23 protein-coding genes, 1 tRNA gene and 1 pseudogene are annotated in these 23,392 nt (G+C 69.1%); 11 read left to right on the top strand and 14 right to left on the bottom strand.

Features of this window, described 5'->3' with window-relative positions; all coding sequences use genetic code 11:
* Window positions 1–58 precede the first annotated feature (58 nt).
* From VQ03_RS23275 to VQ03_RS23245, 7 genes are all read right to left on the bottom strand, one after another.
* Window positions 59–781 (bottom strand): DUF1013 domain-containing protein, encoded by a 723-nt coding sequence (locus VQ03_RS23275; protein ID WP_048453286.1) that lies wholly within the window; start codon window positions 779–781, stop codon window positions 59–61.
* 290 nt (window positions 782–1,071) lie between these two features.
* Window positions 1,072–2,016 (bottom strand): ribose-phosphate pyrophosphokinase, encoded by a 945-nt coding sequence (locus VQ03_RS23270; protein ID WP_048453285.1) that lies wholly within the window; start codon window positions 2,014–2,016, stop codon window positions 1,072–1,074.
* Window positions 2,017–2,255: 239 nt separating this feature from the next.
* Entirely contained in the window at window positions 2,256–2,507 is a 252-nt protein-coding gene (locus VQ03_RS23265) for a DUF4170 domain-containing protein (RefSeq protein WP_048453284.1), read from the bottom strand.
* A gap of 164 nt (window positions 2,508–2,671) precedes the next feature.
* Entirely contained in the window at window positions 2,672–3,754 is a 1,083-nt protein-coding gene (locus tag VQ03_RS23260) for an alkene reductase (RefSeq protein ID WP_048453283.1), read from the bottom strand.
* 158 nt (window positions 3,755–3,912) lie between these two features.
* Window positions 3,913–4,317: a hypothetical protein gene (locus VQ03_RS23255; RefSeq protein ID WP_048453282.1), complete on the bottom strand. Its 405-nt coding sequence runs from the start codon at window positions 4,315–4,317 to the stop codon at window positions 3,913–3,915.
* 196 nt (window positions 4,318–4,513) lie between these two features.
* Entirely contained in the window at window positions 4,514–6,859 is a 2,346-nt protein-coding gene (locus VQ03_RS23250) for a xanthine dehydrogenase family protein molybdopterin-binding subunit (protein ID WP_048453281.1), read from the bottom strand.
* Window positions 6,856–7,335 carry a (2Fe-2S)-binding protein gene (locus tag VQ03_RS23245; protein ID WP_048453280.1) on the bottom strand — a complete coding sequence of 160 codons (480 nt, stop codon included), beginning with the start codon at window positions 7,333–7,335 and terminating at the stop codon, window positions 6,856–6,858. Before VQ03_RS23245 ends, VQ03_RS23250 begins: the two co-directional genes overlap by 4 nt.
* Window positions 7,336–7,954: 619 nt before the next feature.
* On the opposite strand from VQ03_RS23245, the gene rpsA reads away from it, so the two are divergent.
* The 8 genes from rpsA to VQ03_RS23205 all read left to right on the top strand — a co-directional run bounded on the left by rpsA (window position 7,955) and on the right by VQ03_RS23205 (window position 14,957).
* Window positions 7,955–9,667, top strand: a complete 1,713-nt coding sequence (rpsA, locus tag VQ03_RS23240; protein WP_048453279.1) for a 30S ribosomal protein S1 — start codon at window positions 7,955–7,957, stop codon at window positions 9,665–9,667.
* Window positions 9,668–9,914: 247 nt separating this feature from the next.
* On the top strand, window positions 9,915–10,871 hold the full coding sequence (gene sppA / locus VQ03_RS23235) for a signal peptide peptidase SppA (protein ID WP_048453278.1): 957 nt from the start codon (window positions 9,915–9,917) through the stop codon (window positions 10,869–10,871).
* Window positions 10,872–10,929: 58 nt separating this feature from the next.
* On the top strand, window positions 10,930–11,256 hold the full coding sequence (ihfB, locus tag VQ03_RS23230) for an integration host factor subunit beta (protein WP_048433052.1): 327 nt from the start codon (window positions 10,930–10,932) through the stop codon (window positions 11,254–11,256).
* A 155-nt stretch (window positions 11,257–11,411) separates the two neighbouring features.
* The gene (locus tag VQ03_RS23225) at window positions 11,412–11,765 is read left to right on the top strand and encodes a lipopolysaccharide assembly protein LapA domain-containing protein (protein ID WP_048453277.1); all 354 of its coding nucleotides are present in this window, start codon (window positions 11,412–11,414) and stop codon (window positions 11,763–11,765) included.
* 1 nt (window position 11,766) lies between these two features.
* Window positions 11,767–12,708, top strand: a complete 942-nt coding sequence (lhpI, locus tag VQ03_RS23220; protein ID WP_048453276.1) for a bifunctional Delta(1)-pyrroline-2-carboxylate/Delta(1)-piperideine-2-carboxylate reductase — start codon at window positions 11,767–11,769, stop codon at window positions 12,706–12,708.
* A 53-nt stretch (window positions 12,709–12,761) separates the two neighbouring features.
* The gene (locus tag VQ03_RS23215) at window positions 12,762–13,478 is read left to right on the top strand and encodes a phosphoribosylanthranilate isomerase (RefSeq protein ID WP_048453275.1); all 717 of its coding nucleotides are present in this window, start codon (window positions 12,762–12,764) and stop codon (window positions 13,476–13,478) included.
* A 57-nt stretch (window positions 13,479–13,535) separates the two neighbouring features.
* Window positions 13,536–14,756: a tryptophan synthase subunit beta gene (gene trpB, locus VQ03_RS23210; RefSeq protein WP_048453274.1), complete on the top strand. Its 1,221-nt coding sequence runs from the start codon at window positions 13,536–13,538 to the stop codon at window positions 14,754–14,756.
* 124 nt (window positions 14,757–14,880) lie between these two features.
* Window positions 14,881–14,957, top strand: a tRNA-Met gene (locus VQ03_RS23205).
* A gap of 170 nt (window positions 14,958–15,127) precedes the next feature.
* Here VQ03_RS23205 and VQ03_RS23200 read toward each other — a convergent pair.
* Window positions 15,128–15,561 (bottom strand): annotated as a pseudogene (locus VQ03_RS23200) (transposase); the annotation flags it as partial.
* Between the two features lie 86 nt (window positions 15,562–15,647).
* Here VQ03_RS23200 and VQ03_RS34340 point away from each other — a divergent pair.
* The gene (locus VQ03_RS34340) at window positions 15,648–15,854 is read left to right on the top strand and encodes a helix-turn-helix transcriptional regulator (protein ID WP_048453273.1); all 207 of its coding nucleotides are present in this window, start codon (window positions 15,648–15,650) and stop codon (window positions 15,852–15,854) included.
* Here the strand turns inward: VQ03_RS34340 and VQ03_RS32180 are convergent.
* Window positions 15,836–16,585 (bottom strand): FkbM family methyltransferase, encoded by a 750-nt coding sequence (locus VQ03_RS32180; RefSeq protein ID WP_083468179.1) that lies wholly within the window; start codon window positions 16,583–16,585, stop codon window positions 15,836–15,838. The genes VQ03_RS34340 and VQ03_RS32180 overlap by 19 nt on opposite strands.
* 273 nt (window positions 16,586–16,858) lie before the next feature.
* Between VQ03_RS32180 and VQ03_RS23190 the strand changes: the two genes are divergently transcribed.
* Window positions 16,859–18,781 (top strand): capsular polysaccharide export protein, LipB/KpsS family, encoded by a 1,923-nt coding sequence (locus tag VQ03_RS23190; protein ID WP_048453272.1) that lies wholly within the window; start codon window positions 16,859–16,861, stop codon window positions 18,779–18,781.
* Window positions 18,782–19,123: 342 nt separating this feature from the next.
* Here the strand turns inward: VQ03_RS23190 and VQ03_RS23185 are convergent, their stop codons facing one another.
* The 5 genes from VQ03_RS23185 to VQ03_RS23165 all read right to left on the bottom strand — a co-directional run bounded on the left by VQ03_RS23185 (window position 19,124) and on the right by VQ03_RS23165 (window position 22,055).
* A complete protein-coding gene (locus tag VQ03_RS23185) occupies window positions 19,124–19,426 on the bottom strand; it encodes a nitrile hydratase accessory protein (RefSeq protein WP_048453271.1) in 303 nt (100 codons plus the stop codon).
* Window positions 19,423–20,097: a nitrile hydratase subunit beta gene (gene nthB, locus VQ03_RS23180; RefSeq protein WP_048453270.1), complete on the bottom strand. Its 675-nt coding sequence runs from the start codon at window positions 20,095–20,097 to the stop codon at window positions 19,423–19,425. The genes VQ03_RS23185 and nthB overlap by 4 nt, the downstream gene beginning before the upstream one ends.
* Window positions 20,094–20,783, bottom strand: coding sequence for a nitrile hydratase subunit alpha (nthA, locus tag VQ03_RS23175; RefSeq protein WP_083468177.1), 690 nt, complete (start codon window positions 20,781–20,783; stop codon window positions 20,094–20,096). Before nthA ends, nthB begins: the two co-directional genes overlap by 4 nt.
* A 53-nt stretch (window positions 20,784–20,836) precedes the next feature.
* Window positions 20,837–21,619: a sulfur oxidation c-type cytochrome SoxA gene (gene soxA / locus VQ03_RS23170; RefSeq protein WP_157064219.1), complete on the bottom strand. Its 783-nt coding sequence runs from the start codon at window positions 21,617–21,619 to the stop codon at window positions 20,837–20,839.
* A 202-nt stretch (window positions 21,620–21,821) separates the two neighbouring features.
* Entirely contained in the window at window positions 21,822–22,055 is a 234-nt protein-coding gene (locus tag VQ03_RS23165; protein ID WP_048453267.1) for a hypothetical protein, read from the bottom strand.
* A 154-nt stretch (window positions 22,056–22,209) separates the two neighbouring features.
* Between VQ03_RS23165 and msrP the strand changes: the two genes are divergently transcribed.
* Window positions 22,210–23,184, top strand: coding sequence for a protein-methionine-sulfoxide reductase catalytic subunit MsrP (gene msrP, locus VQ03_RS23160; protein WP_048453266.1), 975 nt, complete (start codon window positions 22,210–22,212; stop codon window positions 23,182–23,184).
* The last annotated feature ends 208 nt before the right edge of the window (window positions 23,185–23,392 follow it).

The following is a 23,392-nucleotide window of genomic DNA, read 5'->3' as shown; positions in this document are numbered from 1 at the left end:
CCCTCTGCGGGGGAGGGTTCACCTGCGGAGGCGGCGCGATCGTCTTGAGATCGCCGCCTCAATACTCGTCGTCGTCCTCGTCCTGCTCGCCCTTGCGCATCGGCTTGAGGCGGGCGAAGACCGAATCGGCGTCCAGGCGCTCGTCGCCGCGGCCGGGACGGTGATCCGCGTCGCGGTGCTCGTCCGGCTCGGGCAGGACCGAGAGCTCGGGCGGCATCAGGGTGGCGCCGCCCTCGGCGGATTCCACCAGCGGCCGGTCCTTGGCGGCGCGCTGGACCTCGAAGTCGAGGTCGATCTGCGAGCACAGGCCGAGGGTCACCGGGTCCATCGGCTGCAGCGAGCCGGAATTCCAGTGGGTGCGCTCGCGGATCTGCTGGATCGTCGACTTGGTGGTGCCGACGAGGCGCATCACCTGCGCGTCCTTCAGCTCCGGATGGTTGCGCAGCAGCCACAGGATGGCATTGGGCCGGTCCTGGCGGCGGGAGAGGGGGGTGTAGCGCGGACCCTTGCTGCGCTTGACCTCGGGCAGCTTCACCTTCGAGACCGCCACCTTCATGCGGTGGTTCGGGTTGTTCTGCGCCCGCTCGATCTCCTCGCGGGTGAGCTGGCCGGTCGAGACCGGATCGAGGCCCTTGATGCCGGCCGCCACCTCGCCGTCGGCGATGCCCTTCACCTCGAGGGGGTGGAGCTTGCAGAAATCGGCGATCTGATCGAAGGACAGCGACGTGTTCTCGACGAGCCAGACGGCCGTCGCCTTCGGCATCAACGGTCCCTGGGACATACCACACCTCCTCGGGGCGCTCCCGCGGGAGCGCGACGGCCGCCCGTCCGGGAAGCGGCCTACAAATACGGGCCCCTCGGCGGCGACAGGGCGCCCGTGGCGGAGCCGAGGGCCCCGCCGGCGTCCCGGGATGATCAGGACGGCCTGTCTCACGCTGTGAGGGAATCGCCCGATATATAGGCGCGTCTCAGGTCCGGCGCAAACCGCTTTCGCAAGGGATGCGGTATCGCGACGGCGACGTCTCGTCCTCGAAAGGCCCGCCGCCGGCCCAGGCGGCGGACGGGAGGCGCTCAGGCGAACAGGCTCGAGACGCTCGACTCGTCGGCGGTGCGCCCGATGGCCTCGCCGAGGAGCGGCGCGATGGTGACGACCCGGATGTTGCGGGCGAGCTTGACCGCCTCGGTGGGCTGGATCGAGTCGGTGATCACCAGCTCCTTGAGCTTCGAGGAGGCGATGCGCGACACCGCGCCGCCCGAGAGCACGCCGTGGGTGATGTAGGCCGAGACGTCCTTGGCGCCCTTGGCGAGCAGGGCCTCGGCGGCGTTGACCAGGGTACCGCCGGAATCGACGATGTCGTCGACGAGGATGCAGGAGCGGCCCTCGACCTCGCCGATGATGTTCATCACCTCCGACTCGCCGGGCCGCTCGCGGCGCTTGTCGACGATGGCGAGCGGCGCGTCGATGCGCTTGGCGAGCGCGCGGGCCCGCACCACGCCGCCGACGTCGGGCGACACCACCATCATGTCGGCCGGGTCGCGCCGCTCCTTGATGTCGCGCACCATCACGGGGGCGGCGAACAGGTTGTCGGTCGGGATGTCGAAGAAGCCCTGGATCTGGCCGGCATGCAGGTCGAGGGTCATCACCCGGTCGGCGCCGGCCTCGGTGATGAGGTTGGCCACGAGCTTGGCCGAGATCGGGGTGCGGCCCGAGGTGCGCCGGTCCTGGCGGGCATAGCCGAAATAGGGCAGCACGGCCGTGATCCGCCGCGCCGAGGAGCGCCGCGCGGCATCGATCATGATGAGCAGTTCCATCAGGTGATCGTTGGCCGGGAAGGAAGTCGACTGGACGATGAACACGTCCTCGCCGCGCACGTTCTCCTGGAGCTCGACGAAGATCTCCATGTCGGCGAAGCGACGGACCGAGCAGACCGCCAGCGGCTGCTCGAGATAGGCCGCGATCGCCTCGGCCAGGGGGCGGCTCGCATTGCCGGCGACGATCTTGATCGAGGATTTCATCGTGGTTCCATCGTGGCCCGCGCCAAGACCCCCGGCGCTGTCGCGCGGTGCTCGAACGGAGCCCGCGCGCGCCGGGGTGAGGAGGGAGGATCGCATCGAGCTTCGCGCGAATGCGGGCCCCCCGCGCGACGATGCTCTCGTGTAACGGGCGAGGCTCTTACCAGCGCCGGGATACCGTCACAATGGTTTCATGCGCGCGCGGTCGCACGGCACCCCTGCGCTCCCGCGCGCGACGGAATTCAGGGCTGCAGGAGCCGATGCAGATGCACGATGAAGTAGCGCGTCTGGGCGCTGTCGACCGTCTGCTGCGCCTTCGCCTTCCAGGCCATGGCGGCACTGGCATAGTCGGGGAAGATGCCGACCACGTCGAGCTTCGAGAGGTCGCGGAAGGTGACGCTGTCGAGGTCGGTCAGCTCGCCCCCGAACACCAGGTGGAGGAGCTGCTTCGGCTCCTGCGAGGTCGCCGGCGTGGTGTTGCCCGGATTGCTCATGCGCGTCGTCTCCGCGTGCCGCCATGATGCCGCTCCGTCCGGTCCGACGGACGGCGCCTGCCCGACGGGCAGGCGCCGAGCGGCGTCGCAAACGCGGGGCGCCGCGTCAAGCCGGATCGTGCCGCACTGCACGCGCGGAACCGATCCGGCCGGAAGGCCGACCGTCAGGCGGCGTCGAGGGCCGGATAGTCGACGTAGCCCTCCGGGCCCTGGCTGTACCAGGTCTTGTAATTGTCCTTGGCGAGGGGCGCGCCCTTGGCGATCCGCTCAGGCAGGTCGGGATTGGCGATGAAGGTGCGGCCGAACGCGATCGCGTCGGCGCGGCCCTCGTCGAGGGCGGCTTGCGCCCGCGGCCCGTCGTAGTCGGAATTCAGCACCAGCGGGCCCCGGAAGGCCGCCTTGATGGCGGGCGCCACGGCCGGGCGGGCCGCCTTGCCGAAGGTGCCGTCCGGGCCGGGCTCGCGCAGCTCGAGGAAGGCGATGCCGATCTCCGACAGGGCGGCGGCGGCGGCCGGGAACAGGGTCTCGGGATGGGGATCGTCGACGCCCTGGATCGGCTCGTTCGGCGACAGGCGCACGCCGGTGCGGTCGGCCCCGACGGTGTCGGCGACGGTGCGGGCGACCTCGGCGAGCAGGCGGATGCGGTTCTCGACCGAACCGCCGTAGCGGTCCTGGCGCAGGTTGGTGCCCGAGCGCAGGAACTGGTCGATCAGGTAGCCGTTCGCGGCATGGATCTGCACCCCGTCGAAGCCGGCCTCGATCGCGTTGCGGGCGGCCTTGGCGTAGTCCGCGAGGAGCCGCGGGATCTCGTCCTCGCGCAAGGCCCGCGCCTCGGCATAGGGCTTCTTGCCCTCGTAGGTGTGGGCCTGGTCGGGCGCCGTGGTGGCGGAGGCCGAGACGGGCTTCTCACCGCCGAGGAAGTCGGGATGGACCACCCGGCCCATGTGCCAGAGCTGCGCGACGATGCGCCCGCCGGCCCCGTGCACCGCCGCGACCACCGGCTTCCAGGCCTCGACCTGCTCGGGCGTCCACAGGCCCGGGGCGAAGGGCCAGCCGGTACCTTCCTGCGAGATGCCGGTGGCCTCGCTGATGATCAGGCCGGCCCCGGCGCGCTGGCGGTAATACTCGGCCATGATCGGGGTCGGCACGTGGGTGCGCGAGGCGCGGCCGCGGGTCAGCGGCGCCATCAGGATGCGGTTCGGCGCCGCGATGGCGCCGAGCTGGATCGGGTCGAACAGGGAAGGCACGGACGGAACACTCCGGATCGAGCCCGGCTTCAAGGGCCGGGCGATGCGGAGGTGATGTGGGCGCTGCAGCGCAGCAGACCAGCCCCGGCCCGCGCGGGGCCGGACCGTCATGTGCGCTGCCTCACCTCGGGAGCGGGATTAAGCCCCGCGGCCGTCGATCAGGACTTGTCCATCTGCTCCTTGGCGTCCGAGAGCGCCTTCATGCACCCGGCCTCGTCGCCCTTCTTGTCGAGCTCGCGGGCGCGGTTGAGGCTGGCGCGGGCCTCCATCACGCCGGTCCCGCCGCCGCTGGCCTTGGCGACGTCGGCGGTGGCCTGCGTCTCGGCGGAGCCGGGGGCCGGGCCCTTGGGCAGGGAGGACGGGCTGGTGCCCTTCTCGGTCGCCGCCTCGGCCTGCGCCTCCCGCCGGGAGGCCACCTCCTTGCCGCCGCTCGACGCCGCGATGGTCTCGCGGCCCTTCTCGTTGAGGCGCGGCTCCAGCGCCGAGATCTCGGTGCCGCAGGCTCCGGCGAGGGCTTGTCCCGTGAGGCCGGCGAGGAGGCCGGCGGCGAGGATGAGCTTCATGGCGTGTCTCTCCCTGTCGTTGAATCGTGCCCGTTCCTGAACCTTGGCGCGAAGGGCTCCGGTCCGCGAACACCGGCCCGGGGGGAGGGGTTCCGGCGAGAGGGGAGACGGACCAGAAAAAAGGGCCGCCCCCCGGCGGGAGGCGGCCCCTCGTCTCTCGAAGCTCCGCGGGGCGCGAGGCCCCGCGGGATCTCGCTCACGCGCTCAGCTTGTCGCGCATCGGCAGCTGGCGGATGCGCCGGCCGGTGGCCGCGAAGATCGCGTTGGCGATGGCGGGCGCCACCGGCGGCACGCCGGGCTCGCCGACGCCGCCGAGCGGCTTGTCCCAGGATCCGCCCTGCACGAGGTGCACGTTGATGATCTTGGGCGCCTCGTTGATGCGGGTCAGCTCGTAGGTGTCGTAGTTGTCCTGGACCGCGCGGCCGTTCTTGAAGGTGATCTGGGCGGTGAGCGCGAGACCCATGCCCATCACCACCGCGCCCTCCAGCTGCGAGCGCACCCGCTCCGGGTTGACCTGCTGGCCGCTGTCGATGGCGATGTCGACCCGCTGGACGGTGACCTCGCCCTTCGGCCCGACCTCGACCTCGGCGACCGCGGCCGTGTAGGTCACGAAGCTGTAATGCGCCGCGATGCCGAGGCCGCGGCCTGATCCGACCTTGCGGCCCCAACCGGCCCCTTGCGCCACCGTCTCGATCACGTTGCGCAGGCGCCCCGTATCGTAGGGATAGCGCGAGGGATCCTCGCCGTAGTTCCAGGCATCGCCCAGCTTGACCGGATCGAGGATCCGGGCCGGGCCGATCACGTCGAGGAGGTAGTCCTTCGGGTCGCGGCCGGCCAGGTGGGCGAGCTCGGCCAGGAACGACTGCACCGCGAAGGCCCGCGGGATGTTCGAGACCGAGCGGAACCAGCCGATGCGCACATGGGCGTCGGCGGGCGGGTTCTCCATCCGCATGTTGGGGATGTTGAACGGCACGTTGACGAGGCCCATCCCGAGCTCGATCGGGATCTGCTCGTTGGCGCCGGCCACGAAGGTCGAGCCGATGGTCGGGGCCGCGCTGCGGTGCAGCCAGGCGATCGGCATGCCCTTCTCGTCGAGGCCGGCCTCCAGGCGCTCCACCGAGACGGTGTGGTAGTAGCCGTTATGGAGGTCGTCCTCGCGGGTCCAGGTCATCTTGACCGGAGCGCCGTCGACGGCCTTCGAGCAGAGCGCCGCCTCGACGAAGTAGTCCGGCTTCGACTTGCGGCCGAAGCCGCCCCCGAGCAGCGTCACGTTGACCGTGACGCTCTTCGGATCGACGCCGAGGCGCTTGGCGATGCGGTCGCGGGCGGCTTGCGGCGACTGCACGCAGCCCCAGGCCTCGATCGTCCCGTCCTTGGCGATCCTGACGGTGGCGGCCGGCGGCTCCATCGGGGCCTGGACGAGGTGGGGGATGTAGTACTCGGCCTCGAGGCGCTTCGCCGCCTTCTTCATCGCCGCGTCGACGTCGCCCTCCTGGCGCACCACCTTGCCGGGCTTGCGCACGGCCTGTTCCAGGGTGGCGCGGTAGGCGTCGGAGTCGTAAGCGGCGTTCGGGCCGTCGTCGAAGGTGGGTTTCAGGGCCTCGCGGCCCTTGATCGCCGCCCAGGTGTTGCGGGCGATCACCGCGACGCCGCCGGTCGGCATGAACTCGTAGGGCGGGGCCGGCGGATCGATGGTCACGACCTTGACGACGCCCGGCACCTTCATGGCCGCCGCCTCGTCGAAGCTCTTCACCTTGCCGCCGAAGACCGGCGGGCGGGCGACCACGGCGTAGAGCATCCCCTCAACGCGGGTGTCGAGGCCGTATTGCGCCTTGCCGGTGGTGATGCCGACATTGTCGATGAGGCCGACCCGGCCCTTGCCGATGTAGCGGAAGGCCGACGGATCCTTGAGCATCACCTTCGACCGGTCGGGCACGGGCATGCCGGAAGCGGCCTGCGCCACATCGCCATAAGCCATCCGCCGGCCGGTCTTGGCGTGGACGAGGGCGTGGTTCTCGGCGGTGACCTCACCGGCGGGCACACCCCATTGCTTGGCGGCGGCCTCGACCAGCATCGTGCGGGCGGCGGCACCGGCGCGGCGCAGCGGCATGAAGAAGTGCCGCAAGGAGCGCGAGCCGTCGGTATCCTGGTTGCCGAAGCGCTCCTCGTCGCCATGGGCCTGGACGACCTTGACCTTGGCCCATTCGGCGTCCAGCTCGTCGGCGATGACGAAGGCCACCGAGGTGCGCACGCCCTGGCCCATCTCGGCGCGGGTGCAGGTCACCGTCACGGTGCCGTCGGGGGCGATCGCCACGAACAGGGTCGGGTCGTCGCGCCAGCCATGCGGCATGCCGTCGGCGCCGAACTTCGCCGGCTCGGCGGCCTGCGCACCCTGCGGCTTGAGCGACAGGGCGAGCACCAGGGCGCCGGCCCCGGCGAGCAGGCCGCGGCGGCTGAGCTGTCCGGGAGAAACCTTGGCGACGGTGGAATCCGGCTCGTCGGCCGGGGCGGCTTTGAGGAGGGAGGAGAGGTCGTGAATCACAGGCGATCTCCCTGGCCGGCCTTCGGGGTCAGCCCCGCCGCCTGCTTGATGGCGGCGCGGATGCGCGGATAGGTGCCGCAGCGGCACAGGTTGCCGCTCATCGTCGCGTCGATGTCGGCATCGGTCGGCTTCGGGGTGTCCTTGAGCAGGGCGGCCGCCTGCATGATCTGCCCGGTCTGGCAATAGCCGCACTGCGCCACGTTGAGGTCGCGCCAGGCGGCCTGGACCGGGTGGTTGCCGTCCGGCGACAGGCCCTCGATCGTCACGACCGGCTGGCCGTCGGCGGCCGAGACCGGGGTCTGGCAGGCCCGCATCGCGGTGCCGCCGACATGGATGGTGCAGGCGCCGCAGGCCGCGACGCCGCAGCCGAACTTCGTCCCCGTCAGGCCGAGCTCGTCCCGCAGGTACCACAGCAGCGGCATGTCGGGATCGCCGTCGAAGCGGCGCTCCTCACCGTTCACGTTGAGCTTGATCATCGTCGCCCTCCGGCTTCGGGAGGTTCTCGGGCGCCCCGCGGACACGGCTCCGGTCGCGACGCCCGGCCTCCCCCTTACACTCAAGTCTCGCGTCAAGTCTGGCGGCGCGCCGGCCCTGGCGGGCCCGCACCTCGCTCCTCCCCACGCCGCGCACGGCGTGCCTTCTTGCTTGCTTGGGCGACCCGGCCCGGCGGGGCCGCACCCCGCCTGCCGTCCCGCCTCGCCCGAAGATCAGAATGGTTTCAGGCTACGGATGGGTAACCCGGACTCGCGCGTGTGGGCAAGCCGGCGCTCATCGTCAGGTTGCCGCGCCGCCACCGCTCGCAACGCCTTGCCGGGGGAAAGGTTTTCGTGTATCGGCCCAACCTCCGGTGGTCCGATGCCGGGATGCTGCGTGCAGGGTGACGAACCCTCCGCACCGCATTCCAGCCGTGGCCATCCGGAAAGCACGTTTCTGCCCGTCGATCATGCGCCGGCCCGCGCCCCTTCACATTTCGGGGAGCGGCGGTTCCGAAGGCCTTCCGGGGCCTTTTTCGGGACTCCGGCGGGCGGAAGCGGCCCGTTCATACGAGCCGCCGGCGCCGTCTCCCCGGATAGGGCGAGACGAAAAGGAGCATAGATGTCCGCAGGTTTGCAAGGCGCCGCGTCGAGCCGCGAGGATTTCGCCGCCCTCCTGGAAGAGTCGTTCCGGGAGCACGAGATCACGGAAGGCTCCGTGGTCAAGGGCCGTGTGGTGGCGATCGAGAAGGACGTCGCCGTCATCGACATCGGGGCCAAGACCGAGGGCCGCGTCGCCCTCAAGGAGTTCACGGGCCCCGGCCGTGACCAGCCGATCACCGTCGGCGACGAGGTCGAGGTCTACGTCGACCGCATCGAGAACGCGCTCGGCGAAGCCGTCATCTCGCGCGACAAGGCGCGCCGCGAGGAGAGCTGGGTCAAGCTCGAGAAGGCGTTCGAGAACAACGAGCGCGTCAGCGGCACGATCTTCAACCAGGTCAAGGGCGGCTACACCGTCGACCTCGACGGCGCCGTGGCGTTCCTGCCGCGCTCGCAGGTCGATATCCGCCCGGTCCGCGACGTCACCCCGCTGATGGGCACGCCGCAGCCGTTCCAGATCCTCAAGATGGACCGCCGCCGCGGCAACATCGTGGTGTCGCGCCGCACCGTGCTCGAGGAGAGCCGGGCCGAGCAGCGCTCCGAGCTGGTGGCCAACCTCGAAGAGGGTCAGGTCATCGACGGCGTGGTCAAGAACATCACCGAGTACGGTGCGTTCGTCGACCTCGGCGGCATCGACGGCCTGCTGCACGTCACCGACATGGCGTGGCGCCGCGTCAACCACCCGTCCGAGGTGGTCAACATCGGCCAGACCGTCAAGGTCAAGATCATCAAGATCAACCACGAGACGCACCGCATCTCGCTCGGCATCAAGCAGCTGCTCGCCGATCCGTGGGAGGGCATCGCCGCCCGCTACCCGGTCGACGCCAAGCTCAAGGGCCGCGTGACCAACATCACCGATTACGGCGCCTTCGTGGAGCTGGAGCCGGGGATCGAGGGCCTGATCCACGTCTCGGAGATGAGCTGGACCAAGAAGAACGTCCATCCGGGCAAGATCGTCTCCACCTCCCAGGAGGTCGAGGTTCAGATCCTGGAGGTCGATCCGGTCAAGCGCCGCATCTCGCTCGGCCTGAAGCAGACCCTGCAGAACCCGTGGGAGGCCTTCTCCGAGAAGCACCCGCCGGGCACCGAGGTAGAGGGCGAGGTCAAGAACAAGACCGAGTTCGGTCTGTTCATCGGCCTCGAGGGCGACGTCGACGGCATGGTCCACCTCTCGGACCTCGACTGGAACCGTCCGGGCGAGCAGGTCATCGACGAGTTCAAGAAGGGCGACGTGGTGCGCGCCCAGGTTCTCGACGTCGACGTCGAGAAGGAGCGCATCTCGCTCGGCATCAAGCAGCTCGCCGGCGATCCCTTCGCCGATGCGGGTGAGGGCATCCGCAAGGGCCAGGTGGTCACCTGCGAGGTGCTCGAGGTCAAGGACTCGGGCATCGAGGTCAAGATCGTCGATTCCGACCTCCAGACCTTCATCCGCCGGGCGGACCTCGCCCGCGAGCGCAACGACCAGCGCCCCGAGCGCTTCGCCGCCGGCGAGAAGGTCGATGCCCGCGTGACGCAGTTCGACCGCAAGGCCCGCCGCGTCCAGCTCTCCATCAAGGCCCTCGAGATGGCCGAGGAGAAGGAGGCGATCGCCCAGTACGGCTCCGCCGATTCGGGCGCCTCGCTCGGCGACATCCTCGGCGCGGCCCTCAAGGCCCGCCAAGGCGACAAGAAGTAAGGGATCCGTCCGGGCCGCGAGGCCCGGACACCCCGATGAGACCGAACGCCCGCGCGGGGATCCCTCCGCGCGGGCGTTCTCGCATCCGAATTCCGCCGATCGGGGAGGGGGATGCCCGTAAAACCGGTCTTGCCGCTGCGCGACGGCCGGGGGTAGAACAGCCCGGGAGCGAGATGCGCCAAGGACTTGCAGGCAAAGACCTGCGGGTGGGGCGCCTCCGGAGTTCAGACCAGGATACGGGCGCCGCATGGCCATCGATGCCGAACTTCTCCTCGACCGGCGCTCCTTGCGCCGGAAGCTGTCGGTCTGGCGGGCGATCGGAATCGGCGCGCTGATCGTCGCCGCCGGCGCCGTCGGCTGGCGGGCGGCCGGGGGCAGGGGGCTCTCGGCCGTCACGCCGCAGATCGCCCGCATCAGCATCGACGGCTTCATCGCCGGCAGCGAGAAGACCCGCGAGCTGATGAAGCGCGTCGGCGAGTCGAGCGCGGTCTCGGGCGTCGTCGTCTCGATCAACTCGCCGGGCGGCACCACCACCGGCTCGGAGGAGCTCTTCCGCAACCTGCGCGCGCTCGCCGAGAAGAAGCCGATCGTCGCCTTCGTCGACGGCACCGCGGCCTCGGGCGCCTACATCACGGCGATCGCCGCCGACCACATCGTCGCCCGCGAGACCTCGCTGGTCGGCTCGATCGGCGTGCTGTTCCAGTATCCGGAGGTGTCGGGCCTCCTCGACAAGGTCGGGGTGAAGGTCGACGAGGTGAAGTCGTCGCCGCTCAAGGCCGAGCCGAGCGGTTTCCACCCGACCCCGCCCGAGGCCCGCGCCGCCCTGCAGGCGATCGTCGGCGACACCTACGGCTGGTTCAAGGACCTGGTGGCCGAGCGCCGCAAGCTGAATCCCGACCAGATCAAGGTCGTGGCGGACGGCCGGGTGTTCAGCGGCCGCCAGAGCGTGCCGCTCGGCCTGATCGACGAGACCGGCAGCGAGCGCCAGGCGATCGCCTGGCTCGAGCGCGAGAAGGGCGTCGCCAAGGACCTGCCGGTGCGGGACTGGAAGCCGCGGTCCGACAACCGCTTCGGCCTGTTCTCGGCCGCGGCCTTCGGCGCCGGCCTCCTGGGCTACGACGACCTCGCCGCCCGGCTGCGGCAGGCCGGCGCGGAAACGGCCAGCCTGACCCAGGGCGGCCTGCTCGCGGTCTGGCGCCCGTAAAGACCCTTCCCGCGCATCGTCCCCGGCCGGCCCCGCCTCAGTCGAGACCATACCTCCCATGATCAAGTCCGAGCTGGTGCTCAAGATCGCCGAGCAGAACCCGCACCTGTATCAGCGCGACGTCGAGAACATCGTCAACGCCATCCTGGACACGATCGCCGACGCCCTCGCGCGGGGCGACCGGGTCGAGCTGCGCGGCTTCGGCGCCTTCTCGGTCAAGCGCCGGGAGGCGCGGCGCGGCCGCAACCCGCGCACCGGCGCGGCCGTGGCGGTGGCCGAGAAGGCGATCCCGGTCTTCAAGACCGGCAAGGAGATGCGCCTGCGCCTGAACGCCGCCGGGATCGGCGCCGACGAGCCGAGCCGGGCCGAGGCCGCCGCGAGCTGACGCCGAGGCGGCTCTGCCAAGACGTCTCTTGCCAAGACGTCTCGGCGAGGCCGCCCTCTGGCTTCCGGTCCGCCGCGCGTTACACTTCGTTCCCGGGGCTCCGTCCGGCGGTCCCGCTCCCTTCCCGCATCACCGACGAAAGACCGGGTTTCCCGATGATCCGCTTCCTCAAGGGCCTGATCCTGCTGCCCATCGCGATCGTGGTCGTGCTGCTGGCGGTGGCCAACCGCCAGCCGGTGATGCTGTCCTTCGATCCGTTCTCGAACGGGACGCCGGCCTTCAGCATGCCGATGCCGCTCTACGCACTGATCTTCGCCGCGGTCGCCGTCGGCATCGTGGTCGGCGGCATCGGCTCCTGGCTCGGACAGGGCGACACCCGCCGCGACCGTCGCGCCAAGGGCCGCGAGCTCGCCCGCCTGCGCAATGAAGCCGAGCGCCTGCGCCAATCCGCTCCGAGCGGCACCCATGTCGGCCGCACCGCCCTGCCGGCCCCGGTCAGCCGAGCCTGAGATGCGCCTGATCAGCGAGGCCGAGATCGACGCGGCCCTGACACCGTCCCGCATGGCCGACGCCTTGGCGACGGCCTTCCGGGCCGGAGCGACGGCGCCGACGCGCCACCACCACGCGATCGAGACCGCCCCCGACGGGGCTTCTCTGCTGCTGATGCCGGCCTGGACGGCCGACTATGTCGGGGTCAAGATCCTAACCCTGTTCCCGGGCAATCCGGCCAAGGGCCTCGATACGATCCAGGGCGGGGTGCTGCTCTGCGACGGGCGCGACGGCCGGCCGCTGGCGCTCCTCGACGGCGCCCGCCTGACCCTGTGGCGCACGGCCGGCGCCTCGGCGCTCGCCGCCCGCCACCTCGCCCGGGAGGACGCCACCCGGATGGTGATGGTGGGATCCGGCGCCCTCGCTCCCGCGCTCGTGCGCGCCCATGCCGCCGTCCGGCCGATCCGCGACGTCGCGATCTGGAATCGCCGGCCGGAAGGCGCCGAGCGCCTGGCCGCGACCCTCGCGGCCGAGGGCATCCCTGCCTACCCGGTCACCGATCTCGCGGCGGCGGTCGGGGAGGCGGATCTCGTCTCCTGCGCCACCCTCGCGACCGAGCCCCTGGTGCAGGGCGCCTGGCTGCGGCCTGGCACCCATCTCGACCTCGTCGGCGCCTTCACGCCGACGATGCGCGAAGCGGACGACGAGGCCCTGCGCCGCGGGCCCGTCTACATCGATACCCCCGACGCCCTGAAGAAGGGCGGCGACGTGGCGGTGGCGATCCAGTCCGGCGCGCTCGCGCCCGAGGCGGTCGTGGGCGACCTCGCGGCCCTGTGCCGGGGCGAGGCGCCCGGGCGGCAGAGCCGCGAGGCGATCACGGTGTTCAAGTCGGTCGGCGCCGCGATCGAGGATCTCGCCGCCGCCGCGGCCGTCTGGGAAAACCTGACGCAGCATCGCGGGTGAGGCGCGCCGCCGCGGCACGTGCGGGCGCGGGCGGATCGGCGTATAGGGGGCGGATGTCGCCCGCTCCCACTCTCGTCAAGATCTGCGGCCTCAGCACGGCTGAGACCTTGGAGGCGTCGCTCGCCGTCGGCGTCGACCTGATCGGCCTCGTCCACTTCCCGAAGAGCCCCCGCCACGTCGATCTCGCCCATGGCGCCGCCCTGTCGCGGCAGGCCAGAGGCCGGGCCGAGCGCGTCGCCCTGCTGGTCGATCCCGACGACGCCCTCGTCGAGGCGGTGATCGCGGCCCTCGACCCCGACTGGCTGCAGCTCCACGGCGCCGAGAGCCCGGAGCGCGTGGCGGCCCTGCGGCTGCGCACCGGCCGCCCGGTGATGAAGGCGCTCGGGATCGCGACGGTCGACGACCTCGTCCGCGCGGCCCGCTACGCCGGCGTCGCCGACCGGCTGCTCTTCGACGCCAAGCCCGCCCCCGGCGCGGTCCTGCCCGGCGGCAACGGCCACGCCTTCGACTGGTCGCTGCTCGAAGGCCGTGGCCGCGACGACCCGTTCATGCTCTCGGGCGGCCTGACCCCCGAGACCGTCGCCGAGGCCCTGGCGGTGACCGCCGCGCAGGCGGTCGACGTCTCGTCGGGCGTCGAATCCAGCCCCGGCCGCAAGGACCCGGACCGCATCGCCGCCTTCGTGGCGGTCGCCCGGGCGACCGCGGGCTCCATCAAGGCGGCCAAGGCTGCGTCCGAACCGCAAATTGCCCCAGAGGCGCGAAGGGCGTAAGGCCCGCAGCCGAGGGCGACATCCAGCCTAACCCTCTCACACGCAAGAGTTCCTGCCGTGACCGCTCTCCAGACCCCGAACTCGTTCCGCACCGGCCCCGACGAGCGCGGCCGCTTCGGCATCTTCGGCGGCCGCTTCGTGGCCGAGACCCTGATGCCGAACATCCTCGCCCTGGAGGAGGCCTATGCGGCGGCAAAGGCCGACCCGGCCTTCCAGGCCGAGATGACCAGCTACCTCACCCACTATGTCGGCCGGCCGAGCCCGCTCTACTACGCCGAGCGCCTGTCCGAGCACCTCGGCGGCGCGAAGATCTATTTCAAGCGCGAAGAGCTGAACCACACCGGCTCGCACAAGGTGAACAACGTGCTGGGCCAGATCCTGCTCGCCCGGCGCATGGGCAAGCCGCGGATCATCGCCGAGACGGGCGCGGGCCAGCACGGCGTCGCCACCGCGACGCTCTGCGCCCGCTTCGGCCTCAAATGCGTCGTCTACATGGGCGCGGTCGATGTCGAGCGGCAGAAGCCGAACGTCTTTCGGATGAAGATGCTGGGCGCCGAGGTGGTGCCGGTCGAATCCGGCACCCGCACCCTCAAGGACGCGATGAACGAGGCCCTGCGCGACTGGGTCACCAACGTCTCCGACACCTTCTACTGCATCGGCACGGTGGCGGGGCCTCACCCCTACCCGGCCATGGTGCGCGACTTCCAGTCGATCATCGGCATCGAGACCAAGGCGCAGATGCTCGAGCAGGAGGGCCGGCTGCCCGATTCGCTCGTCGCCTGCATCGGCGGCGGCTCGAACGCGATGGGCCTGTTCCACCCCTTCCTCGACGACCGCGAGGTGGCGATCTACGGCGTCGAGGCGGCGGGCCACGGCGTGTCGAGCGGCCTTCACGCCGCCTCCCTCACCGGCGGCAAGCCGGGCGTGCTCCACGGCAATCGCACCTACCTGCTGATCGACGGCGACGGCCAAATCGCCGACGCGCACTCGATCTCCGCCGGCCTCGACTATCCGGGCATCGGCCCCGAGCATGCCTGGCTGCACGAGATGGGCCGCGTCACCTACCTCTCGGCGACCGATACGGAGACCCTGGAGGCCTTCCGGCTCTGCTCGCTGATGGAAGGCATCATCCCGGCCCTCGAGCCCGCCCACGCGCTCGCCAAGGTCATGGAGCTCGCCCCCCGCCTGCCCCGCGATCACCTGATGGTGGTCAACCTCTCCGGCCGCGGCGACAAGGACATCCCTCAGGTCGCCGAGATCCTGGGCGACGCCCTCTGAGCCCGCCCGCGCCGCGCCCCGGACGGCGCGGCGCAAAAAGGCCTGCGACGGTTCCTTGACAGCCACGGCGGCCTCCCCCTATACCGCCGCCATCGCAGCGGCGCACACGGACCGGCCGCAGCGGGGCGGAGTAGCTCAGTTGGTCAGAGCAGAGGAATCATAATCCTTGTGTCGGGGGTTCAAATCCCTCCTCCGCTACCAAGTTTTTTCAACCCCGCTAAGCACTTAGCGGGGTTTTTCATCGCCTTGCCCTTGCGCCAAAACGGCAATATTTCCTAGCGCAGTGCTAGCGCAGCCCTAGAAATTGCCCTGCGCGCGTAACGGTTTGCTGGGGGTCAGAAAGCACTTTAGCGCACTCGTAGTACATTGACTCAAACGGATGGTGCAGCGTTGCCATTGACCGCATCGAGGATGGCGGCGGCCGGCTTGGTCCAGACGAAGGGCTTCGGCCTGTCGTTGTGCTCGGCAATGTCGCGCTTGATCGCCGCTTGCAGGTCGACGATCCCGCTGAAGCTGCCCCGCTTCAGCCTGCGCCGGGTCAGGGCGGAGAGGAAGCCCTCGACCGCGTTCATCCATGAGGCCGAAGTCGGGGTGAAGTGGAAGATCCAGCGCGGATGCCGGGCCAGCCAGGCGCACACCTTCGGGTGAAGCGCAGGAACTCGTCGTGGCGGTGACGCTGCATGCAGCGGCCGATCACGGTGCCTTCCAGCACGTCGAGGGCGGCAAACAGCGTCGTGGTGCCGTGACGGATGTAGTCGTGGGTCCGGGTCTCGGGACGACCTGGCGTGATAGGTCGGCTCGGGCGAATGTCAGGGGCTCGTCGAAAGCGCTGTCCTCTTCGGCTTGCACGTAGTCGGCGACGGCCTGCGACACGGCGAGGTTCGCGCTGCGATGGGCTTCGATCGCCCGCCGGTTCACCCCGGCGAGGTCCTGCGTGAGGACGTGCTTCCCGGGCTCGGCCTCCTGGTCTCGACGGCGGCCAAGCACCTCGGCGTGACGCGCCAGGCGCTCCACCGCGTTACGGTGGGCGCCACACTGCTGTCCCTCGCCCGCATTTTGCTGCCTTCGTGGCTAATTATTCAATTAAAAAGTATATAATTTGGCGGGATATTTCTGAATTTTTCTTGTGGACGGGTCGATGGATCAACAGCATTGATACGTCCGCTTTCCCGATCATAGTCAATTCGCAATATTTTTTTAAAATACTGCCGCAATTCTTTATAAGATTCCTCATAAAATTCCGGCATTATTTCGATCTGTAGTATTCTAGGCAAGCGCTCTGCAAGTAGACGGCGGGCTCCTTTGATAAAATCTAACTCGCTCCCTTCTATATCGACTTTAATGTAGTCAAATTTTTTGGCTGGAAACAACGTATCAATTGTCGTAACGTTGACTTCTATTTCTTGAATGACTTCACCAAATACCGGTCTGTGGATGTGTATGACCTCTGACTTGAGCGTATGTCCTTGATTATGGGTTTGGGAAAGCGCCAGCCGTGCTCGCCCCGGCGCAGCTCCGATCGCGACAGGGTGGACGGTAAATCGATTGCTCTCGAACAAACGAAGACGGGCATTAAGATCAGGATGTAGCTCGACAGCGTCGACGTGAACGGCTCCCAAGCTCAAATAGTGAATAGCGTTATATCCAATATTAGCACCCAGATCGAGGGCAGTATCCCCCTCACGCATAAATTGCTTAGCTATTGCAACATCGACGTCGTCAATGCCATCGTTAAAATTTGTATAATAAATCCGACCGTGCTTAGTGCTTATATCTAGCTGGATCTGATGATCACCAATATTAACAATCTTAATTTTATTGCATGTCATTGCATATATCTCGCACACTCTACCAATTGGCCGTTTATCCCCCGGGGGAATAACAATTTTCAATCACAACTATACGAGAGGTTGTCTGACGGGAGGAGGCAGATTAACGATCATAGACGCTTTTTAGCCACCTGTCGACAAAACATATGTCGATCGCCTACAACCCCGCATCTAAACCACACGTTGAACCGATTGCCAAAAGATCGTTCAAGAGCCGGTGAGCCGGACGAAGTGCTCGGACCCGGATCCGCTGTATCAGGAAGGCTTGTTACCATGGATTTCAGTTGGAAGTGGGTGAGTAAGCCGAAAGAGCCGTTCGGGTCCCGCATGACCGTCCTGACGGCGTGCGACAAGCATTATCTGCCCTATGCGAAAGCCCTTCTACGAAGCATCGATCATTTCTCGCCGGGGCAGACATTCGTCATCCTGCTGATCGATCACGACCACGACGATCTGACCGAGCTAGAGGCCGTTGCAAGGCAGGTCAGGCACACGACCGTGTTCATAGCCTCTGACACGAGCGTGACGCGATTTCCCATGAACCGGGAACAACGGCTAGCCTATTACGCCTCGGCCCGCTTCCTGTTCGCACAATCCTTGCTGGATCAGGCCGCAGGGCCGGTGATGTGCATCGACGCGGACTCGCTCGTGGTAGGGTCCCTGGAGGCCTACCCCGCCATTGAGGCCGATGCCGATGTCGCTCTCTGGCGACGGGAGAAGAGTCACGCCCCGGATCACCAGAAGGTCGCCGCAGGGGTGGTCGTACTGTTCCCGACGAGAGGTGCGAAGCTCTTTGCCGCGCGTGTCTCCGCGATCCTGACGGCCCGCTTCGCCTCGGGCGATGCACTCTGGTACGTCGATCAGGCGGCGCTGTTTCAGGCCATAACCGAGTTGGCCGGGGAGGCCCGCGTCTCGGACCTGCACCGCCGCTTCCGGGACTTCGAGACATTCAGTGCTGGCTCCGCGCTGTGGTCGGCCAAGGGCGAGCGGAAGGCGTTCAGCGAGCCGTTCGCCTCGCTGCTCAAGATCTTCGGCGACTCCGAATTCGTACGGGCGCAGGCCAAGCACGTCATCAATCGGGCTCGCCGCCTCACTCACAGCAAGGTCAACGCCTTCTACGCGGCCAATCCTGGGTTGCAGGAACGACTGCCGCGGTCGGGCACCATCTACCTGCCGCGGATCGACCTGCCCTGGAAGCCCTACAAAGGCTCCATTCCGGCCGCCGTCAGCGACGACGCCATGACCATCCGCCTGACCTGGAAAAAATTCGCCAGCCAGCTGGCCAGGCATCTGGAGTTGAAGGGGGTTCGCATGGAAGTCCAGGAACTTCCCGCCTGGGAGGTCACGACCGAACGGATCAACACGTCGAGCGGAGACTTCGCGATTATCGCCCATAAATGCGACTTCCAAATGCGGGGGCTGGATCTGCCGGTGCTGTTCTACATGCAGGAATACATGCCGTGGCTGTTCACGCTCGATCCGGCCGGCTGGGGCGCAGGATCGTCAGCCTATCCGCTTCCACCGGTCGATCCGGCCGAGATCCCCGGTCCGGACGAAACGGCGGCGTTCGACCATTATCGCTCACAACTCGACCGGGGGACCCTCGGAACCAAGTTCCCTCAACCCACAGGGAGGGATTTGTCAGGATCCAGGTCGCCCGATTACGACCTGTTCGTCCCGATCCAAATCCCTCACGATCAGGTCATCGCGTTCTTCTCTGACGTCGGGGTGGCGGAGACGTTGGAGGCTGCGGCAGCATTTGCTCGGCGCAGGAACCTGCGCCTCGTGCTGAAGCCGCATCCCGCCAATCTCAAAGCGACCCTGCCGTTCCGCTCCCTGGCGGATGATCGGAACGTCTTCTGGTCCGAAGACAGCATCCACGACCTGATCGCCCGCTCGAAGGCGATGCTTACGATCAACAGCAGTGTGGGCTTCGAAGCGATGCTGCACGGCAAGCCCATCGTCACCCTCGGGCGGACACTGTACGACGCCGCGACGATCCGAGGCCGTGTCGACGACCTTGACGAGGCCTGGGCGCAGTGCCGGGACTGGGATGCAGAGAGCGGCGTTAACCGCTATCGCGCCTTCTACGCATGGTTCTGCGACCGATACGCCGTCGATACCAGCCGCCCGGCGCAGCGCGACCGCAGCCTCGACCACCACGTCGGACGTTTGCTCTCGCGCGTCTACGGCTGACGACCGGTGCTCTCGGCGGATGATGAGAGCCGAGTCCAGGCTCGGCAGCCATCGCCCGATGTCGCCTGATGCCCGATCGGAGCGCAAATCTGCGGCTGTCCCGGGCTCGACGCTGACGACGCTTGCCGATGTTCCTGCTCCCATGCGGGGGAGCTGTCCCGCGGTTCGCGCGAAACCCTGTGGGGGAGCTGTGAAGCGGTGCTCGCCCTATCCCCTTGTACGTCAGGAAGTTAGCCGTTGCATTCCGGTCGAGTGTTTCTTGAAAGTTACAGACGGGCACGGTCGCAGAATCGGTGATGAAATAAAGCCCAGGCTATCATCTGGGATTGCCGCCGACCTCCATCACGCTTCCGGATCGTTCTCCAGCAGGATCGGCTGCCCGTGCGGCGTCGCCGCCGCCGCGCGGGCGAAGGCCGCCCGGCGCGCCTCGAGGGCCGTGGGGCTGGTCAGGCCGCGCTCGGCGATCAGCGCCTCGATCGTCTCCAGCCACAGGGCGTAATCCGCCATGCGGTCGCCGTGCCGGCCGAGGGCCTGCGCCCACTCGCCCCATGTGAACAGGCCGGCATCGTGCAGCGACACCACGAGGGCGAAGGTCTGCGCCTCCCAGGGAGCGGCGAAGACCGGGGGTTCGGGCGGGCGGCTCATGCTGCATCGGCCCGGGCGGGTTCGAGGTAGCTCTCGAACGCGTTGACCGAGACGGTCAGCCCCGGCTCGGCATCCTCGCCCCACAGCTCGACCCCCGGGAAGCGCACGGTATAGAGCCATTGCGGCGCCTCGCCGGCGAAGGCGGCGTTGGAATCCGGGAAGACGAAGCCGCCGTGGATCCGCTCGACCGTGCCGGTGCGGCCGCGGACGTAGCGCGGCAGGCGGGTATGGCCGGTCGGGTTGACGACCTTGGCCCGCACCTCGTCGCCGACCGCGAAGCGGGCGGGAATCGCCACCGGGCGGTCGCTCGGGAAGCCGCGGGCGAAGAGCGGCGCCACCTCCTCGGCCTTGAGCACCCGGGCGACCGGCGCCGGGGGCGCCAGGGCCGCGCCGGCCGCGAGTTCGCCGGCCTCGACCAGGCCGTGCTGCTGCACTTGGCTTTCCAGGGCACGGAACCAGATCCGGTAGTAGCTGGAGGTGAGATACTCGCCGGGCGGCAGCGATTCGCGGGCGGCGCGGCTGGCATCGAGGTTCCAGGTGCCGGTGAGCCCCATCGCCATCGCCATGGCGAAGACCCGCCGCTCCCAGGGAGCGTGGAACCAGGGCTCGTCCGCCTCGAGGCCGAGCGGGCCGAAGCCTTGCATGCCGCCGAGATCCTGTCCGCCGTTCATGCGCGGTCCCCCTGGTCGGGGCTCGAGGGGAGCCCGGTGCCGATCATCGAATCGCGGGTGACGAGGCCGGCGAGCGCCGCCTCGTCGAGATGGTCGGTGCCGGGGGGCCGCATCGGCAGCACCATGTAGCGCAGCTCCGCGGTCGAATCCCAGACCCGGATCCGCGTCTGCGCCGGCAGCGCCGTGCCGAACTCGGCCAGCACCCCGCGCGGGTCGATGACGGCGCGCGAGCGGTAGGGCGGCGACTTGTACCAGACCGGCGGCAGGCCGAGCACCGGCCAGGGGTAGCAGGAGCACAGGGTGCAGACGACGAGGTTGTGCTCGTCGGGCGTGTTCTCGACCACCACCATATGCTCGCCGCCGCGCCCGCCGACATCGAGCTCGCGCATCGCCGCGCTGCCATCCTGGAGCAGGCGGGCCTTGAAGGCGGGATCGACCCAGGCCCGCGCCACCACGCGGGCGCCGTTATGCGGCCCGACCTTGGTCTCGTAGGTCTCGATCAGCACGTCGAGGGCCGCCGGGTCGACGTAGCCCTTCTCGACCAGGATCGATTCGAGGGCGCGCACCCGCAGATCCATCGGCGACAAGTCGCTGCCATGCGGGTGATCGTGATGATGGTGATCGTGCGGATGATCGTGGTCTTGGGGATGATCGTGGTCTTGGGGATGATCGTGGTCTTGCGCCATGCGGGGCCTCCCGAGGCCGGCAGGATACGCGGGAGGGACTCACACCGCCACCGTCACGGACGCACGGCAGGGCTCTCCACCGCCAGGGGCGCGGCGCGCTGCATCAGATAGAGGGTGAGCGCCACCGCCTCCGCCGAGCCGGGGCCGAACGGCTCGGCGCGCATGCCGGCGAGGCAGTTGCGCAGGCGCCGCTCCAGCGAGCCGAGACCCTGCCATTCGAGCCGGTAGAGCGGGTAGCCGTTCGGGTGCCCCTGCGGGATCGTCGCCGCGCCGAGGCGGCGGCCCCAATGGGCGTCGTGGCAGCCGGCGCAGGAGAAGCCGAGCTGGCCGATCGGCGTCTCGAAGAGAGTCTTGCCCTCGGCCCGGGCCGGCGCGAGGCGGGAATCCTCCGGCGGCGCCAAGGGCAGCCCGCGGGAGAGGTGGCCCAGATAGGCGGTGAGCCCCAGGAGGTCGCGCCCCTCCCGCGGCAGCGGCGTCGCGGCCTGGTGACGGGTGCGGCAGAGATTGATCCGGCCCTCGAGGTCGACCGGCCGCGCCGTCGCCTCGTCCCAGGCCGGGTAGCGGGCGGCGACGCCGCGCATCGTCGCTTCCGTGTGGCAGCCCGCGCAGGCCGGGGCACCGGGGGAGGGGAGCCGGGTGAACAGCTCGGCCCCGTCCTCGACCCAGAGCATGCCCGGATTGGCGGTCTCGTCGGCCTGCATCGCCCGGGTCTCGGGCGCCATCTGGTCGAAGCCGGAGCGGCGCTCGGCGGGCGGGATCCCCTGGCCTGAGGCCGCGCCGACGAGCAAGGCCGCGAGGGCGAGGCCGGCGAGCGTTCGTCCTCCCGATCCGCGCATCATGCTGGGGCGATCCTCGTGGCCCGGTCCGGCGGGTCGCACGAGACTACACGCCAACCTGCGCGCCCGCACCCCGGGCGCCCGCCGGGGACAGGCCCGAGGGGATCCAGGGCCGCTCTCCCGTCCGCGATTGCTCGGGACGCGGCCGCGGACGCTGTCGGATGGACCGTCTCGGAGGGACGGGACGTCCGCCGGGCTGGCGTCAGATCGGCCGGACCTCTCCCGGGCGCAGCTTCATCCGCGCGGCGAGGCGGTCCGACAGCGTGCCGCTCAGCTCGACCGTCGCCTCCGGCGCCACGGCCTGCACGGCCGCCACGGCGGCCAGAGGGTCGGTCGCCATGGCGACGTAGACCCGGAGGCCCGGAGGACTGGCGCCGTCGTCGACCGCCGACACGGCGACGGTGAAGGCGGTGTGTTTCGGCTTCTTCGCAGGCATCCCCGTCGTATCGCACGAGGCCGCGTTCCTGTCTCCGCTCGCGCTGCGCTCGCATGAAGGCGGTCCTCGCTGAACCGTGACTTGCACCGCCGCTCGTTCGCACCGATCTCCGCTGCAGCAGCCCAACCGACAGATGCCGTCCGGGGAACGAGCCATGCACATCAAGGTCAAGCGCGGCTGGGAGATGCCCGAGCGCCTCGCGACGCCCGAAGCGATCTTCCTCAACCGCCGGGCGCTTCTGGGCGGCAGCCTCGGGATGGCCGCAGCCTCGCTCGCCGGCGGGCCGGCCCTGGCCGCCCTGCCGGGGGAAGGGACCGGCGCGGTGAAGACCGCCGACCTCTACCCGGCCCGGCAGAACCCGGCCTATGCCCTCGACCGCGCGGTGACGCCCGAGCGCTACAGCGCCGACTACAACAATTTCTACGAGTACGGCACCAACAAGACCGTCACGCCGGGCTCCAATGCCCTGAAGGTCCAGCCCTGGACGATCAAGATCGACGGGTTGGTGGAGAAGCCGTTCGAGATCGGCTTCGAGGATCTGGCGCGCAAGATGGCGCTGGAGGAGCGGCTCTACCGCCACCGCTGCGTCGAGGCGTGGTCGATGGCGGTGCCATGGACGGGCTTCCCGCTCTCCGCCCTGGTGGCGCTCGCCAAGCCGACCGGCGACGCCAAGTACATCCAGATGCAGACCTTCATGGACAAGGCGATGGCGCCGGGCCAGCGGGCCTTCTTCTATCCCTGGCCCTACACGGAAGGGCTGACGCTGGCCGAGGCCAACAACGAGCTCGCCTTCATGGTGACCGGCGTCTACGGCAAGCCGCTGCTCAACCAGTTCGGCGCGCCGCTGCGGCTGGCCGTGCCGTGGAAGTACGGCTTCAAGTCGGTGAAGTCGATCAACCGCATCACCTTCACGGCGGAGCGGCCCAAGACCTTCTGGGAAGGGCTTCAAGCCTCGGAATACGGCTTCTGGGCCAACGTGAACCCGGCGGTGCCGCATCCGCGCTGGAGCCAGGCGAGCGAGCGGGTCCTGGGCACCGACGAGCGGGTGCCGACGCTGATCTACAACGGCTACGGCGCGCAGGTCGCCGACCTGTACAAGGGGCTCGAGAAGGAGCGCCTGTTCGTCTGACGAAGGGGCGGGCCCGCGCCGCCCCCCCGCCCCCGCCCCCCCCCGGCCCCCCCCCGCCGCCCCCCCCCCCGGAGGCGGGGGGGGGGGGGGCGGGGGCCGTGCGGCGGGACCGGGACAGCGGGGGGGCGCACCCCCGCCCCGCGCCACAGAAAGAGGGTACTCCGACCCCACCCCTTAACCTATCAGCCCCCAACAACCCACAGCCGCC

The sequence above is a fragment of the Methylobacterium tarhaniae genome (assembly GCF_001043955.1).
GTDB classification, from domain to species: domain Bacteria; phylum Pseudomonadota; class Alphaproteobacteria; order Rhizobiales; family Beijerinckiaceae; genus Methylobacterium; species Methylobacterium tarhaniae.
The sequence above is the reverse complement of the archived record's forward strand: the minus strand, read 5'-3'. Positions and strand labels throughout refer to the sequence as shown.